The sequence below is a fragment of the Microcoleus sp. OTE_8_concoct_300 genome (assembly GCF_031383065.1).
Classification (GTDB): domain Bacteria; phylum Cyanobacteriota; class Cyanobacteriia; order Cyanobacteriales; family Microcoleaceae; genus Microcoleus.
This window is the reverse complement of record NZ_JANMZH010000275.1, coordinates 22,841-37,527: the sequence shown is the minus strand read 5'-3', so window position 1 is coordinate 37,527 and position 14,687 is coordinate 22,841. Positions and strand designations below refer to the sequence as shown.

Below are 14,687 nucleotides of genomic sequence, written 5' to 3'. Positions count from 1 at the left end.
AGAACCTCTATGTCAGTCCTGGACGCATAACCTCTATATAGCAATCCTTGCAGGAGTCGTAAAATTTTTACCCCACCCCAACCCTCCCCGATGCCTTGGGGAGGGAGTAAGAAATTCACAAATGATTTAGGATTGCTATATCAGGACTTACGCATAACCTCTATCTGTACGTTTGCAGTGCGCACCTTACCGCTATAAGTAGCACATTAAACCACTTGTATTGACTGTATAGATGTCGGTGTCTCCGCTAACGAAAGCCAGTCGCTGGCCGTTGGGCGACCAAACTAGGGTAGGGCTAACATCTATATTGGGTGCAAGTTCCCGGCGGGCCCAACTGGTAGCATTGACCGCAAATAAATTGTTTCTCGCCTCGCTGCCGCGCATCTGGAGGGCGGTAAACGGTAGTATCCTTAGTTTTTGGGCTGCGGGCGTTCCGGGGCCCTGAAGGCTCAAAAACAAGCTGATTAAGAGTGTTAGTGAAAATAGGGCGATCGCACTTCTCGACCATAATTTATTGAAGCGGAGAAGTTGCAGAATTTGCAACAAGCTTTTCAGGGGCGGGGAAAAAGCCCACCCCACACTCAACTTAAACTCTTGTGGAAGAGGCTTTTGTGGAACGGACTTCTTTGCTGTTCCATATCCCAGCGGTAAATGCCAGTTAAAACGCATTTTATCGATGCATCTGCTGCTAATTTTTAAAGTGTTTGTCTGTCGATATGTCTCGACAGCCTCAAACTCTGTTTAATTCTGCCAATAATTAGCTCAAACATTTTTTTTCGGGACGGATTCTTGCTGCTGGGCGGCATCCCTAACTCGCAACACATCAAGTTCAAGTCAGTTGCACTCATTGCTAACAATTTTTGCCTCACCTCTTCTTCATTACCATTCTTAGCTTGTAAACGCAGTTCTTCATAAACTTCGAGAACATTGGCAGCCGATAAATTAGCAGGTTTATTTACATCAGCAGCCGTGGGAATATCAGAAGTTTTTGACCCAGCAGAAAGCACTCCCCGCTTGACTTGAGTTTCAAGCCGGGTTAATTTTCTAGAAACCTCCCGCAAGATTTCCTTAAGTTCGCTAATTTGCTCAACTAACCCTCCGCTTTCTTGTTCGGAAGCAGCCAAAATTTCTTTTTTATTCATTTCAGATACTCCTCACACTCGCGCCATAGTTTTTCAAATTCTCTAACTAATTCTCGCGGCAGTTCTCCCTCATTAATCGCCCGTTTTAGCCCGACGCTTTCCCGAATCGTCGATTCTAAAAATCTAACTTCTATGTTATTATCTTTTGATATCTCTGCACAAAGTCTCTTTACTTCTCTCATGTAAAACTGAACTTCATTTGTCAGCAATCCTCCATAGATTTTAGCTTTATTCATAAACACTGCAATCTTGGGAAACGGATAAGGCTCAATCCGTTTCTGGAGCGAGTTTAAAACTAAGCTCAATCCCCTAGAACCAAAATAATCGGGATTGACGGGAATCAATATTAAGTCGCAGCAAGAGAGTACGCTGTAGGTGAGGAGACTAAAGGAAGGTGAACAGTCAAAAAGCATCAAATCGTATTTGGGGAGATTGGCAGAGTTGGCGATTTTGCCGATAAATCTGCGGATGAAGTCTTTAACACTTTTCCCCTCAAATCCATCGATATCCAACCAATACAATTCTTCAACTGAAGGGACAAAATGCAACTGTTCGTCTATCTGATAAATGGTGTCGAAACCCACGGGAAATTTAAAATTATGTCCGGCTTTTTTAAAGACTTCTAAAGCGTCGTAAATTGTAAGTCTATGCTTGAGAGATTGTTCGTACCACTTACCAAACTTGTCATCTAAATGACCCGTATTTTCGTTAAGTCCGATCGCCTCTGTGAGCGACATTTGCGGATCTAAGTCTAACATCAAGACTTCTAAGTCTGTTCCTTGGGATATAATGTTTCCCAGACTCCAAGTGACAGTGGTCTTTCCGACACCACCTTTAAAGTTGATTACGGCTATTGATTTAGGACTCATGGCTGCTTTTGTTTAGGTTTTGCTCAAATATAAATTAAAACATATTGTGTGACTTTGTTCAGCCTGCGATCGCCCACGAGTAGCCCGATCTGCCAATTGATATATAAAAATGATATATTATTAACGAAGTAGAACAATTTAAGAAAACAGAAAACCCAGATAGTCGATGGCTTTAAGAAATCGGGGATCTAACAGAACATCATCTCACATCAACTAACTCATTTTTTAAAACTGTAGCCGTTGCAACTCCGTACACGCATAACGGAGAGAAGGCAAAGTAATGCGATCGACTCCCTGAGGACATATTTCTCTAGCCAATTTTTTTGCCGCGCTTTCAGCTAGTTTAATCCTCTCTTCTGCACTCATTTTTTTATCTTTATAATCAGTATTTTCATTACATTCTTGCCCTTCCATAATGTAATAAAACCACGTTTCAATATTTCGGGCTGGCACAAAAATAGCAACTTTCTCATTAGGCAGTCGCGTATCTTTGTTTAAATTACCTGCAGCTTCATCTATTTTTTTATGTAAAGAACGCATTTTATCAGACACGCTATCTTCATCAGCATCAATCATTACCACTACAGCAATATTTCTGTACTTACCTGTTCTATAACTTTTCATAATAGCTGAATAATGCTTGAGTATCAAAGCATTGTTATTCTCAATTACTCTCCCTTTAGGATTGCCAAAGTCTTTAATTTTGCGATCGTCCAAGCCCCGGCAGATTAGATATTGTCTGATAAATCGCTCTTGGTCAATATCCTCACAGAGAATAGTTACTTCTGGTAAATCATCTCTACTCGTCATAAATCCATCCAAGTTCTATAAGCTTAGCAACTGATAAACCTTCTTCTTCAGTATCAGTAATTCGCCGCACGCGGACAGCTTCATTATCTTTTCGTTCAAACCAATAACCTGAATTGCTAGCTAAGTAATTAATTAATGAGGGGTGGTGAGAAATTAACATTGCTTGTGCTTTATTTTCCAGACAATAGTCCATCACCCTACCCCACCAAGGTTTTATTTCCGGTAAAGCCAGGAAATTTTCTGGTTCATCAATACACAAAGTAAAATTATCATCAGGAGAACAATATATTAAGGTGTATAGAGCAATTAAAGCTTTTTGACCGTGTGATAATTCATTAAGCCTATAAGCAGCCTTGCTGGGACGGGTAAAAGATGCTGACAAAATCCTAACATCACCGGATTTAGAATTTTGAAATGAATCAAATCCTTGGATAATTTTTTGTAATTCCAGCGTTAATTTAAAGACTTTACCTTGATATTCTTGAGATAAATAGCTGTACCAAGCTGCATAATTTGACATATCCCAGTTAGGTGAACTTTCCTCCTTAAGGCTTTCTGATTCCATTATATAAGGATTGATCTGTACAATAAAAAAGTTAGAAATCCGTTTTTTGAACCATGTAAGCTTTAGATTGTTAGGCCTCTCGTAAATAAAACCAATGCCAGAACGCGACCAATCAAAGAAGGGCAAGAAAGCACCTTCGCGATCGGGATCGTCATTATACAGCCTAGCTTGACCTACAGGCATACCTCTATCCCCTGCATCAACCCAGAAATTAAACAGAGGTTGTCCGTCAAAAGTTAAGCTTTCTAGTCGCATTCTAGGAGGTGCATAGTCTCCTTGATGTTCGATCTCTAGGGTATATTTATAAATGCCACCATTTCCTTGAATATCCAATTCAAATTTTTGAATGTTGGATTTTTGCCATCTTGTTAAATCCTTGCTTGCAAACAAATCGGATACTTTATAATCTTGCTGGGAAGCTTGATCGCCTAAAATGAATTTCTGTAGTTTTCTTAAAACCTCGAAAACGGTAGTTTTGCCCGATCCATTTGAACCCAGAAAGAGATTTAAGCTATCTACTGTCAATTCAAAATTGACCAGGCATCTAAAATTATTTACATAAATTCTCTTCAGCATAATTTTTATTGATAAACGTTAGGATAATTAGCAATTTAAGGGTCGATTAGAAATACATCGGTTCTCCCACAAGACTTTGTACTTGCAAAGCAAAGCCAATTAGTTATTTTTATGTCTTGAAATTGGTTAAGTGAAAGGCTTCTTTAACCTATTCTTAGTTAAGTTCAACGGTGGTTTTCATGGTTCCGTCTGCTTAATTTCTTATCAAATTTAGATGGTTCTCATAATTACTGGATTATTTACAATTATTAATATTGCCTTTAAATACAGTTTGACGTTGACACTAAGGGCTGGCAAAATTGCCAGCCCTCAAGTTGTTTTAGCGTTTCACCAACTTCTTAGAAACCTTCCGCAAACGAATTGATTGTGGTGTTACTTCCACCAATTCATCCTGGCCGATGTACTCCAAAGCGCGCTCCAAACTCATGTCGATCGGCGCTTGCAATTGCGCCAATTCTTCACCGCCAGATGCGCGGTGGTTTGTCAACTGCTTCGACTTGCAAATATTCAGCTCCATGTCTTCATCTCGGTTGTTTTCTCCGATAATCATCCCTCTGTAAACCTTGGTTCCGGGGGTAATGAAAAATACGCCGCGGTCTTCAGCATTTTTCAGTGAATACTGGGTTGCAACTCCTTCTTCAAAGGAAATCAATACTCCGTTGCGACGGGCGACAATTTCTCCACCGAGGGGGCGATAGTCGAGGAAGCTGTGGTTCATAATTCCAGCGCCGCGAGTCAAGCGCATGAACTCGCCTCGGAATCCAATCAAACCGCGAGCGGGGACTGAAAATTCGATTTGGGTGCGACCGGTGCTGCTGACGTGCATATCTTGCATTTCTGCTTTCCGCTGACCGAGGCGTTCGATGCAGCCGCCGACTGCTTCTTCGGGTACGTCTAACACCAAACATTCAAAGGGTTCGCAGGGACGACCGCCGATTTCGCGGTAGATTACTTGCGGTTGAGATACTTGGAATTCGTATCCTTCGCGACGCATATTTTCGATCAGAATTCCGAGGTGGAGTTCGCCACGGCCGGATACGAGGAATTTGTCGGGAGATTCGGTTTCTTCGACGCGCAAGGCGACGTTGGTTTGGAGTTCTCGCATTAGCCGATCGCGAATTTGTCGCGATGTTACCAAACTACCTTCTTGACCGCAGAACGGCGAATCGTTCACAGAGAAAGTCATCTGCAAAGTTGGTTCGTCTACTTTGATTAAAGGCAGGGCTTGCGGGTCGTTGGGGCAGGTAATTGTCTCGCCAATATACGCATCAGCAAAACCGGCAACGGCGACAAGATTACCAGCAGAAGATTCTGGGATATCAATCCGCTTCAGGCCTTCAAAGCCCATCAATTTGGTAATTTTTGATTTGACAATCGCGCCACTTTCGGTGATTAAGACTGCTTGTTGACCGATTCTAATCGTGCCGTTGTGGATGCGGCCGATGACGATGCGACCGACGTATTCTGAGTAATCTAAGGTGGTTACTTGCAGTTGGAGTGGCTTGTTGGGGTCGCCTACGGGGGGTGGTACGTGGTCGAGGATTTCTTCAAAGAGGGGCTTCATATCTACCCCTTCGTCTTCGAGGTGTTTTTTGGCGTAACCGCTTAAGCCGGAACCGAAGAGATAGGGAAATTCGCACTGATCGTCGTCAGCACCTAGTTCGAGGAACAGATCCAAAACTTTATCGACGGCTTTGTGGGGGTCGGCTCGCTCGCGATCGATCTTATTGACAAAGACGATCGGGCGCAGTCCTTTTTCTAGGGCTTTTTTGAGTACGAACCGGGTTTGCGGCATCGGGCCTTCGTTGGCGTCTACGATCAGCAGACAGCCGTCAACCATGCCGAGAACTCGTTCGACTTCTCCGCCGAAGTCCGCGTGTCCGGGGGTATCGACGATGTTGATCAGGGTTTCTCCGTACCTGACGGCGGTGTTTTTGGAAAGGATGGTAATGCCACGTTCGCGCTCGATGTCGTTGGAGTCCATGACGCAATCTGGGATTTCTTCCCCTTCGCGGAAGATCCCGGACTGTCTGAGGAGAGCGTCCACAAGGGTGGTTTTGCCGTGATCGACGTGAGCAATGATGGCGACGTTGCGAATGGGAAGACTCATAATGCGTCTGGAACGTTAAACGGAGCTAACTAAAGATTTCTTAATAATTGTAGCGCATCGAGTCAAGGGGCGATCGGGCGGGGCTGTAAGATTCGAGTGCGATCGTCACTAAAATCAAGATTATGGAAGCGCAACCGAGAGAAATTGAGCGTTACACCACGCCTGACGGCAGAGTTTCTTTCGATCGTCGATCTTGAGTTGGCCCTGGTGAAGAAGCTTTGATAGGGGGCGATCGCCGGTATTAAGATGAGGGTGCAAGTACGATCGGCTTTATGGAAGTACAACCCAGAGATATTCAGCGTTATAGCACGCCAGACGGCAAAGTTCCTTTCTCGGAGTGGTTAGACTCCCTGCGGGATCTCAAGGCAAAATTTAAGATTGACCGGCGACTCGATCGAGTTGGGACTGGAAATTTCGGAGATTATCGATCGGTCGGAGAAGGTGTCTATGAGTTGAGGATAAATTACGGTCCCGGCTATCGGGTCTATTTTGGAGAAGTAGAAGAAACAATTGTACTTTTGTTGATAGGCGGGGATAAAAGCACTCAAGAGCAAGATATCCGCAAGGCTAAAACATACTGGACAGATTACAGGAGTTAAGACAATGACAATGCCTAAGAGCTTACCTTATCACCCCTATAAAATTTCAAATCTTAAAGATCCGGCATATTCGGCTGGCTATCTCACAGAGATACTTGAGGAGGAAGAAGGAGATTTGGAATTAGGAATCATGCGAAAAGCACTTCGAGATGTATTTGAGGCTCTGGGCGAACCAAATATGTCTGCAGAAGATGCTAAATTGCATTTGGAAAAATTAGATGTTTTGTTGTCGGGAGAAGGAAGTGCGACAATTTATGCTTTGGCTAATTGGCTGAAGGTTTTGGGATTGAAGTTAACAGTTGCGGTTGTTCAAGAGGATGAAGGGGAAGACGAAGGTTCTGTTAGTGATGTTGAGTTGGCGGAAGTTGGTAATGTTTGATTTTGGGCGATCGCCTGTATAATCAGCTAGCAGCTACGATCGGCTTTATGGAAGTACAACCGAGGGAAATTAGGCGTTATATTACCCCAGACGGTAAAAATCCTTTTGCAGAGTGGCTTAGTTCCCTGCGGGATTTGAATGCGGTAGTTAAAATTGAGCAAAGGCTTGACCGAGTTCGCTTGGGGAATTTAGGAAACAGCAAGTCGGTTGGGGAAGGAGTCTGCGAATTGAAAATTGACTTTGGGCCTGGGTATCGCGTGTACTTCGGGCAAGTTGGGTCAACAATAGTGCTTCTCCTTTGCGGTGGAGATAAAAGCACTCAAGAACAAGATATCCGCAAAGCGTATGAGTATTGGAAAGAATATGGAGAACGCCAAAATGCCAACGAGCGATAGTTATCAGGATTATCTGATTGAAGCCCTCAAGGATAAAATGCACGCTGCGGCTTATCTAACAGCGCATTTGGAAGACGAAGAGCCTGAACCTGGTTTGCTGGAACTCGTACTTAGCAATGTATTTGAGGCTCTTGGCGAACCAAATATGTCTGCAGAGGATGCTAAATTGCATTTGGAAAAATTAGATGTTTTGTTGTCGCAGAATGGAAGCGCGACAATTTATGCTTTGGCTAATTGGCTCAAGGCTTTGGGATTGAAGTTAACAGTTGCGGTTGATGAAGGGGAGAAAGGGGAAGACGAAGGTTCTGTTGGTGGTGCTGAGTTGGCGGAAGTTGGTAATGTTTGATTTTGGTCGATCGAGCTTTAAGCTAGTAATTAGACATTGATGGCGCTCGAAGACGGCTCGCTGAAGGAAGTAGCCGATCGCTCCGGGGTATCCTACAATACTGTTAAAAGTTATGCCCCATCGCCCGGTATGGCAATGGCTAACATCGGTGCTCGGCTAAAATTGGCGCCGACGTTGGATGTGTCGATCGCACAATTGTGGGATTTGGTCCAACAGTAACAAATTACACTTAAAATAAACCAGCGCCACCAGCGCCAACCAGTGCGAGTTCGCATGGACGATCTACTGTGCGACGATCGCGATCGCAAAAGATGCCAGAGTTGGCGGATGGGACGGGGCTTCCTCAGAAAGAGATGATATATTCTCAGCGGCAATTGTAGCTGTTCGATCGCCCATATCGGTCTACAATTTTTAACGTTGAGCCTTATTGAAGTGCAGGAGTGGAGCTGGCTTGGATAACGCTAGTCTGTCAAGAAAACCCCCGCAAGCCTCGGAGCTTGTCGCCGACGAAATTCCAGAAGCAGTGCGAGACCACCCATACCTAGAAGCAGGGCCGAGTCAGTCCAAGAAAAAAGGGCTGATTTGGAAACTGCTAGGGTTGGCCGCATTAGGCTTTGGGGTGAGCATCTGGCTGCACCTCAACTTTAACTTGTTCCCAGCCACCAGTCAGGCAGAGCAAACTCAACAAAACCCAGCATCAGTGAGTTCGCCGTCTGGATCAGTCACGAGTCCAGCTACCAACTCAAAAGCCGGCACCGCCGCCGCCCCAGACAACCTGCTTGGACACTTGCCGTACCCAGAAGCACCAGCCAAAGACTTGGTAAGCGTCACCGCCGACGGTAGCCTCAAACTCCGCACCTCAGCAGCAGCAAAATATCAGGAAATGGCCAACGCCGCAGCGGCTTCAGGCATCTACTTCGCTCCCCTATCAGGCTTTCGCTCCCTCGAAGACCAACAGCACGTATTTTTTGACGTGAAAGCCGAACGCAGGCAAAACGCCAGCAAGCGAGCCGAAGTCAGCGCCCCTCCCGGTTACAGCGAACACCACACCGGTTACGCCATCGACATCGGCGACGGCAGCGCCCCGGAAAACAACCTCAGTCCCAGTTTTGAAAATACCCAAGCATTCAAGTGGTTAGAAGCCAACGCCGTCGCCTTCAGCTTTGAAATGTCCTTCCCCAAAAACAATCGCCAAGGCGTCAGTTACGAGCCTTGGCACTGGCGGTTTGTGGGCGACAAGCAAAGCCTCGAAACTTTCTACAAAGCTCATTCCCTGAAAAAGTAGAAGGAAGTTCGGCAACCAGCAATGTACGGGATTTAACGGATTTAACCGATGGATGTTGAGAGAATTAAGTCAAGCGGGAAGATTTTCCTCCCACTCGGACACTCCCCCACTCCCACACTCCCACACTCCCCCACTCCCCCACTCCCCCCACTCGGTTGAGCCAAACTCGTGATTGCAATCTATCCAGGCAGCTTTGACCCCATTACCTTCGGTCACGCAGACATTATCGAGCGGGGCTGTAAACTGTTCGATCGGGTAATTGTTACGGTAGTCAAAAACCCCAGCAAAACCCCTCTGTTCACCGTAGAGGAACGGATCGAGCAGATCCGGCGCTCTACCCAACACTTGCCAAACGTAGAAGTAGACAGTTTTGAGGGTTTGACAGTAAACTATGCTAAGATTCGACAAGCCAAAGTGCTGCTGCGGGGGCTCCGGGTATTAACAGATTTTGAAATGGAACTCCAGATGGCCCACACCAATAAAACCCTTCTGGGTGAAATTGAAACAGTTTTTTTGGCAACTTCTAACGAGTACAGCTTTTTAAGTAGTAGTGTAGTTAAAGAAATAGCCAAGTTTGGTGGCTCCGTTGATCATCTTGTTCCGAAACACGTCGCCCTAGATATTTACAAATGTTACGCCAGCAGGAACCAACTCGCATCGAACCCGACAGTAACGGCCTCCGCACTGAGAACGAATCACCTCAGAACACAGCCGCCTTCGGAGATCCCACCCGAACCGCAGGAGTAGACATCCAGCGGGAATTGAATCGGCTTGAGGAAATTGTTCTCGACAGCCCGCGAATTCCTATGACCAGACGCACTCTGGTGGATGAAGAACAGTTGCTAGATCAGTTAGACTTGGTGAGGCTAAATTTGCCGATCGCCTTTCAGGAAGCCGAGACGATCATCCGGCACAAGGACGACTTGCTTCAAGAGGCGGAACTTTACGCTCAGGAAGTGATAGAAGCAGCAGAACAGCGAGCGGCAGAACTTTTAAATGATATGGGCCTGCTCCAGCAGGCGAAGATAGAAGCAGATCAGTTGCGGCAGCAAGTTTTGCTCGACTGCGAGGCAATTCAGCAGGCGACGCTGGCGGAGGTCGAACAAATTCGCTACCAGGCTCAAGAGGAATTGGAAGAGATGAGAGTGAGGGCGATGGCTGAATGCGAGGAAATTCAAAACGGAGCCGACGATTATGCCGACCAAGTGCTCGATAATATCGAGCAGAAGCTGAGCGATATGCTGCGCGTGATCCGCAACGGGCGCGATCGGTTGGATAGTGTTTCTGCCTCGCACATCCATAACACCAACAGTTAGCCAACCGTTAACTCATTGCTGGAACCTTTCTAAAAGTCTACCTAATTGAGGTAGATTTTTTTTCGGAATAGTCTTGATAGTCTTTCTTCCTCAATCCCAGCACTCGGTGACTTATATCAATTCCGGTTGCATTGGAATGATTAAACCGCAGAGTACGCAGAGAACGCTCTTGAAGAGAACAGAGAGATGAATAATTCCGATGAAGGGCGGATTTGATATTATTTGGGCCGACATAAGTTTTGTGAAGAGAGGAGCAAATATAACATTTTCTGCTATTGTAGTCATCAGAAAAAAAATTCCTAATTTGATTCAAATTTCGGTTTTTTGGCGATTATTTACCTGTTGCAGAAAGTTCTGCCCAAAAATTACAGCCAGTACCTTCTGGGAATTTAATCGGATTTTGTGTTTTAGCGGATGTCTTCATAAAACTGCTTGAGATAGCGGGGAGAAACGCCAAAACCCCACAAAAAACCAATCGAAAGATAGATCGCAATTGCTTTAAATTCGCCCCAATTTGCCACTCGCCGATCGCTACTTTCCACTACCCGATTGACTAACTTAAGTCTCCCCCGTCGCACTAACTTCAAACACAAATCCGCTTCCTCCATAATTGGCAGCGCGGCATCGAAACCAGCGCATTCCCAAAAATCGGTACGGCGGCAAAAAATAACTTGGTCGCCAAACAGCAGGCGCAATCCTTTGAAAAATAAATGAGGTCGAAATAACAGCGGCGCGTAATAAGTTTTCAGGTAATTGTGGAGGGAAAAACCCCATCTTGTTTGCTGCGAACCAGCCATCAGGGAGATAAACCCGCCGCCGGAAATTTCGGCATCGGACAATGTTTTCTGGATAACTGCTACAATATCGTCGGGAACTAAAGTATCGGCGTGGAGAAAGCACAGAATTTCGCCGGTGGCGACAAGGGCACCTAAGTTCATTTGCAAGGAACGTCCGGCTGTAGTGCTAGAAATAACGCGGATGCCGGCCGAAAGTGCGATCGCCGCTGTGGAGTCTTGACTGCCGCCGTCTACCACCAACACTTCCCAAGCGGGAGGATTGAGGATGCTGAGTTGGCGGAGGGTGCGTTCCAGACAAGTCGCTTCATTGAGGGCTGGGATGATAATAGAAACGCGATCCATCTGGTTGAAATTTATACCATAGATATTATAATAAAAAACTGTGGCGATTCACAACTAACCAGAAAATAGAACTTACCCGCGCGGATTCACAAACCCGGTGTCTGGCTGCGAACTCGTCACGAAACCTCGGATTTTTCACAGAAACCGGGTTGGTTGGCGTCATTCCTATAAAATTAGGCAAAAGTGCGATCGCCCCCTATATTTCCCACTAATCAGGATTAAGAAAATCGTGCAGAAAACTGAAGTAAAAAATGATTTAGAATTTTATGAGGAAAATGCCGATAATTGGTGGGACGAAAATGCTAAAATTTATGCCTTATACCATCTAAACAAACCCAGATTTGAGTTTTTCGACAGACACGCGACTAATTGGCAAGGGCTGAAAACCTTAGATGTCGGGTGCGGCGGCGGCTTTTCTTGCGAGTTTATCGCCGAGAGAGGCGCTATTGTTTCTGGAATAGATCGATCGGACAAATGTATTGTAGCCGCTCAAAATCACGCAGTTACCAGCGGTTTTGAGATTGACTACAGGCAAGGTTTTGCCGAAAATATGCCCTACGACGACAATACCTTTGATGTTGTAATCTGCGTGGATGTTTTGGAACACGTTGCCGATTACAAAAAAGTTGTAGGTGAGGTTCACAGGATTCTCAAGCCTGGAGGACTGTTCTTTTTTGATACAATCAACCGAACTTTTTCCTCGCAAATTGTGATGATTGGACTGATGGAAAATACATTGCAGGAAATTAAGCGGGGCGTTCACGATTGGGAAAAGTTTGTTACCCCGGATGAACTTTCTGTGGTAATGCGCGATACGGGTTTCGGCAAGATTGAAATTAAAGGTTTTGATATGTTTGGAGAAATGGGCGCTATTTTAGCCCAGTTACACGGTTTTTGGGGAAATTTTAAAAGTGGAAAGCAGCTATTTCCTTCTGGGGAAAGTTTCCAACAGGTTTCTCAAGTGCTAATCTCTAATATAGCTAACTATGTTGATTACAAAAAGTCTGGCTTGTTTAAAATCAAAATTAATGAGGATACGTCGATTATGTATGTTGGCGTAGGGGCGAAGAATTAGTCGGTTAATTGTTGAGTGTTGATTGTTGATTGTTAACTGTTGTCATTAGGGGCGAGTTTGAGACGGATTTGGGCGATCGACAAATCCGGCTAAAACCCGCCTCTATTGCATTTTGTAGGGTGCGCACGCAGCGGTGCACCTTACTGTATTGCGGGCAATTGAGAATTGCTATATTGGCGATCGCACTACAAACCTACTTCCCATAACTAACTGCAAATAATTAGCAAGTATTTTTAAAGTTAAGCCATCGAGCCTCTCAGTTCGACAGCCCGAAAGTACCGCCCTGTCGGAATTGGGGGCTGTTTTTGCTAAGCTTAGACCTAGCTTGACAGCTTTTTGTAACAAGTCTTAATGTTTAATTCTTGACAATCTCTCTAATTTGCATGGTAGCTTATTGAATATTAATTGCAATAATTGCCGGAAGTTAACAGTACCTGGAGGTCAATCACCGTGACAGCAGCAATAGTTTTCGCGTCAGCCGATCGAATCAGCGACGGACAACCCGCCGACAGCCAAAAACTGATGAGTTTGGGTAAAAATTCTGAAATACCTGAGCTCGATAAATCGAAAGATGTAACCCTCGCCGTCTTAGAAGGAGTGGGAACTCTCACGGTGTGCGATCGAACAGTCACTTTACAACCGGGAGTATTTGTGTTTGTACCCGCCGGTATCCCGCGCAGTCTAAAAGTACAAACGACCCTGAATCTGTTACTAATTGACTGCGAAGCCGACCCCGATATGAGCGAGTCAGCTTGGTTGATGAATTTTCAACTTTAACCCGATGAAAAAACAGTGTCCTTGCTGCCTTGACTCCCTAATTTATCAGGTTTGCCACAACCGTGTCTACTGTTTTTGTCTCAATTGCAGGCAGGAAATGCCAAATCCTGACTCAAAAAGAATAAATTTAAAACACTGTCAACTTTCATCTTCTGAGTAAAAATGTCAAAAGCAATTGGTCTTTTTTACGGAACTACAACGGACAAAACTGAGTCTGTAGCGGAAATAATTCGGGATGAAGTGGGCGGCGATATCGTCATTTTGCACGAGATAGGCAGCGTTGAGAATGATGATTTGGCAGAATACAAATGTCTGATTATCCCTTGTCTAACTTGGAATATCCGCGAACTGCAAAGCGACTGGGGAGGTTGGTTTCCCGAACTTGATCATATTGATGTTAGCAGCAAAAAATTAGCTTATTTGGGGACTAGGGATCAAGTAGGCTACCCGGATAAATTTATGGATGCAATGGGGATTTTGGCTGAAAATATCGCGAAGGAGGTTAAACCGCTGGCTATTAGCCGGTAGACGGTTAGGATTTTAATGAATCTAAAGCTGTAGTTGATGGGAAATTATTGGGTATTGCTATTGATGAAGATAACCAATCCGATCTGACGGAAGCGCCCATCAAATCTTGAGTATCTCAACTCAAGAAAGAATTTAGCTTGTAAACTTAACGGTAGGGTTCGTTTTGTAATTAGATGATGTTGGGAAGTCAAAATTACACACTCAACCAGCCCAAAAATCAAGCAGATAAATTATAATTGTCAATAACTCTATCTCCAACTTAAAATAAATGAAGTTGAGTTCAGATGACGTGCTTGGGTTAAGTGTAACTCCGAGTTGGCAATTCTTCGATCGCTGCCTGCTTTCCTACTTAAATGATTTTGTACCAGTGCAAATATGGGAATACCAACAAACTGAAGACGAAGCATGATCTTTAGATATGGCTGTTGAACTTTTGCACGATTTTTTAACAGGGCGCGATCGCCCACTTCATCTAATGGGGTTGCTGAATCACGGTATGAAAATAGATAAGTTGGAAATTCCGAAGATGTTCTGACGCGCTTGTTTCATTTTTTGCATATTGAGTCGTTCATACCATAAATCAGCAACGCCCATCTAATAAGTCACAGTACCAGCGGATTAGTAGGTTTAATGTATGCGCGCCGCTATCCTCACAAAGTAAGTTCTTTGGGACTTTTAGCTGTCGGTTGGCTATATCCTATTAATTGGCAAGCACATTACTATAGGCATCTTTCAGCTTTTTCCGGGAGTCGCAAACAAGTTTTGAATCAAATGGT

Annotated in this window: 20 protein-coding genes; 12 read left to right on the top strand and 8 right to left on the bottom strand. The window is 44.7% G+C overall.

Translation table 11 applies throughout. The features are described from left to right. Nucleotides 1-192: 192 nt before the first annotated feature. The 7 genes from ACUVJL_RS12980 to ACUVJL_RS12950 all read right to left on the bottom strand — a co-directional run bounded on the left by ACUVJL_RS12980 (nt 193) and on the right by ACUVJL_RS12950 (nt 6,356). Nucleotides 193-669: a hypothetical protein gene (locus tag ACUVJL_RS12980; protein WP_445246227.1), complete on the bottom strand. Its 477-nt coding sequence runs from the start codon at nt 667-669 to the stop codon at nt 193-195. 26 nt (nt 670-695) lie between these two features. Next, on the bottom strand, nt 696-1,142 hold the full coding sequence (locus ACUVJL_RS12975; RefSeq protein WP_445246226.1) for a hypothetical protein: 447 nt from the start codon (nt 1,140-1,142) through the stop codon (nt 696-698). Next, on the bottom strand, nt 1,139-2,011 hold the full coding sequence (locus tag ACUVJL_RS12970) for a ParA family protein (RefSeq protein ID WP_333128956.1): 873 nt from the start codon (nt 2,009-2,011) through the stop codon (nt 1,139-1,141). The genes ACUVJL_RS12975 and ACUVJL_RS12970 overlap by 4 nt, the downstream gene beginning before the upstream one ends. 225 nt (nt 2,012-2,236) lie before the next feature. Further along, a complete protein-coding gene (locus ACUVJL_RS12965; protein ID WP_445246225.1) occupies nt 2,237-2,821 on the bottom strand; it encodes a hypothetical protein in 585 nt (194 codons plus the stop codon). After that, complete coding sequence (locus tag ACUVJL_RS12960) at nt 2,811-3,962, bottom strand: AAA family ATPase (RefSeq protein ID WP_445246224.1); 1,152 nt, start codon at nt 3,960-3,962, stop codon at nt 2,811-2,813. The genes ACUVJL_RS12965 and ACUVJL_RS12960 overlap by 11 nt, the downstream gene beginning before the upstream one ends. 319 nt (nt 3,963-4,281) lie before the next feature. Continuing rightward, nucleotides 4,282-6,072, bottom strand: a complete 1,791-nt coding sequence (gene typA, locus ACUVJL_RS12955) for a translational GTPase TypA (RefSeq protein WP_445246223.1) — start codon at nt 6,070-6,072, stop codon at nt 4,282-4,284. A gap of 62 nt (nt 6,073-6,134) precedes the next feature. After that, a complete protein-coding gene (locus ACUVJL_RS12950) occupies nt 6,135-6,356 on the bottom strand; it encodes a hypothetical protein (RefSeq protein WP_445246222.1) in 222 nt (73 codons plus the stop codon). Here ACUVJL_RS12950 and ACUVJL_RS12945 point away from each other — a divergent pair. The 8 genes from ACUVJL_RS12945 to ACUVJL_RS12910 all read left to right on the top strand — a co-directional run bounded on the left by ACUVJL_RS12945 (nt 6,345) and on the right by ACUVJL_RS12910 (nt 10,392). After that, entirely contained in the window at nt 6,345-6,671 is a 327-nt protein-coding gene (locus ACUVJL_RS12945; RefSeq protein WP_445246221.1) for a type II toxin-antitoxin system RelE/ParE family toxin, read from the top strand. The two genes, ACUVJL_RS12950 and ACUVJL_RS12945, sit on opposite strands and share 12 nt — an antisense overlap. Nucleotides 6,672-6,681: 10 nt before the next feature. Next, nucleotides 6,682-7,050 (top strand): helix-turn-helix domain-containing transcriptional regulator, encoded by a 369-nt coding sequence (locus ACUVJL_RS12940; protein WP_445246220.1) that lies wholly within the window; start codon nt 6,682-6,684, stop codon nt 7,048-7,050. A gap of 47 nt (nt 7,051-7,097) precedes the next feature. After that, nucleotides 7,098-7,445 carry a type II toxin-antitoxin system RelE/ParE family toxin gene (locus ACUVJL_RS12935; protein WP_333363616.1) on the top strand — a complete coding sequence of 116 codons (348 nt, stop codon included), beginning with the start codon at nt 7,098-7,100 and terminating at the stop codon, nt 7,443-7,445. Further along, entirely contained in the window at nt 7,429-7,791 is a 363-nt protein-coding gene (locus ACUVJL_RS12930; protein WP_445246219.1) for a helix-turn-helix domain-containing transcriptional regulator, read from the top strand. Before ACUVJL_RS12935 ends, ACUVJL_RS12930 begins: the two co-directional genes overlap by 17 nt. Nucleotides 7,792-7,830: 39 nt before the next feature. After that, the gene (locus tag ACUVJL_RS12925) at nt 7,831-8,010 is read left to right on the top strand and encodes a helix-turn-helix domain-containing protein (RefSeq protein ID WP_445246218.1); all 180 of its coding nucleotides are present in this window, start codon (nt 7,831-7,833) and stop codon (nt 8,008-8,010) included. Nucleotides 8,011-8,242: 232 nt separating this feature from the next. Further along, nucleotides 8,243-9,076, top strand: coding sequence for a M15 family metallopeptidase (locus tag ACUVJL_RS12920; RefSeq protein WP_445246217.1), 834 nt, complete (start codon nt 8,243-8,245; stop codon nt 9,074-9,076). Between the two features lie 168 nt (nt 9,077-9,244). Further along, nucleotides 9,245-9,823: a pantetheine-phosphate adenylyltransferase gene (coaD, locus tag ACUVJL_RS12915; RefSeq protein WP_445246216.1), complete on the top strand. Its 579-nt coding sequence runs from the start codon at nt 9,245-9,247 to the stop codon at nt 9,821-9,823. Continuing rightward, nucleotides 9,706-10,392, top strand: coding sequence for a DivIVA domain-containing protein (locus tag ACUVJL_RS12910; protein ID WP_445246215.1), 687 nt, complete (start codon nt 9,706-9,708; stop codon nt 10,390-10,392). The genes coaD and ACUVJL_RS12910 overlap by 118 nt, the downstream gene beginning before the upstream one ends. Nucleotides 10,393-10,799: 407 nt before the next feature. Here the strand turns inward: ACUVJL_RS12910 and ACUVJL_RS12905 are convergent, their stop codons facing one another. Further along, entirely contained in the window at nt 10,800-11,531 is a 732-nt protein-coding gene (locus ACUVJL_RS12905) for a TIGR04283 family arsenosugar biosynthesis glycosyltransferase (RefSeq protein ID WP_445246214.1), read from the bottom strand. A gap of 229 nt (nt 11,532-11,760) precedes the next feature. Between ACUVJL_RS12905 and ubiG the strand changes: the two genes are divergently transcribed. From ubiG to ACUVJL_RS12885, 4 genes are all read left to right on the top strand, one after another. Next, nucleotides 11,761-12,606, top strand: a complete 846-nt coding sequence (gene ubiG / locus ACUVJL_RS12900) for a bifunctional 2-polyprenyl-6-hydroxyphenol methylase/3-demethylubiquinol 3-O-methyltransferase UbiG (protein WP_445246213.1) — start codon at nt 11,761-11,763, stop codon at nt 12,604-12,606. Nucleotides 12,607-13,056: 450 nt separating this feature from the next. Further along, nucleotides 13,057-13,383, top strand: coding sequence for a cupin domain-containing protein (locus tag ACUVJL_RS12895; protein WP_445246212.1), 327 nt, complete (start codon nt 13,057-13,059; stop codon nt 13,381-13,383). A 162-nt stretch (nt 13,384-13,545) separates the two neighbouring features. Beyond that, nucleotides 13,546-13,911, top strand: a complete 366-nt coding sequence (locus tag ACUVJL_RS12890; RefSeq protein ID WP_445246211.1) for a flavodoxin domain-containing protein — start codon at nt 13,546-13,548, stop codon at nt 13,909-13,911. A gap of 268 nt (nt 13,912-14,179) precedes the next feature. Further along, nucleotides 14,180-14,320 carry a hypothetical protein gene (locus tag ACUVJL_RS12885; RefSeq protein WP_445246210.1) on the top strand — a complete coding sequence of 47 codons (141 nt, stop codon included), beginning with the start codon at nt 14,180-14,182 and terminating at the stop codon, nt 14,318-14,320. Nucleotides 14,321-14,687 lie beyond the last annotated feature (367 nt).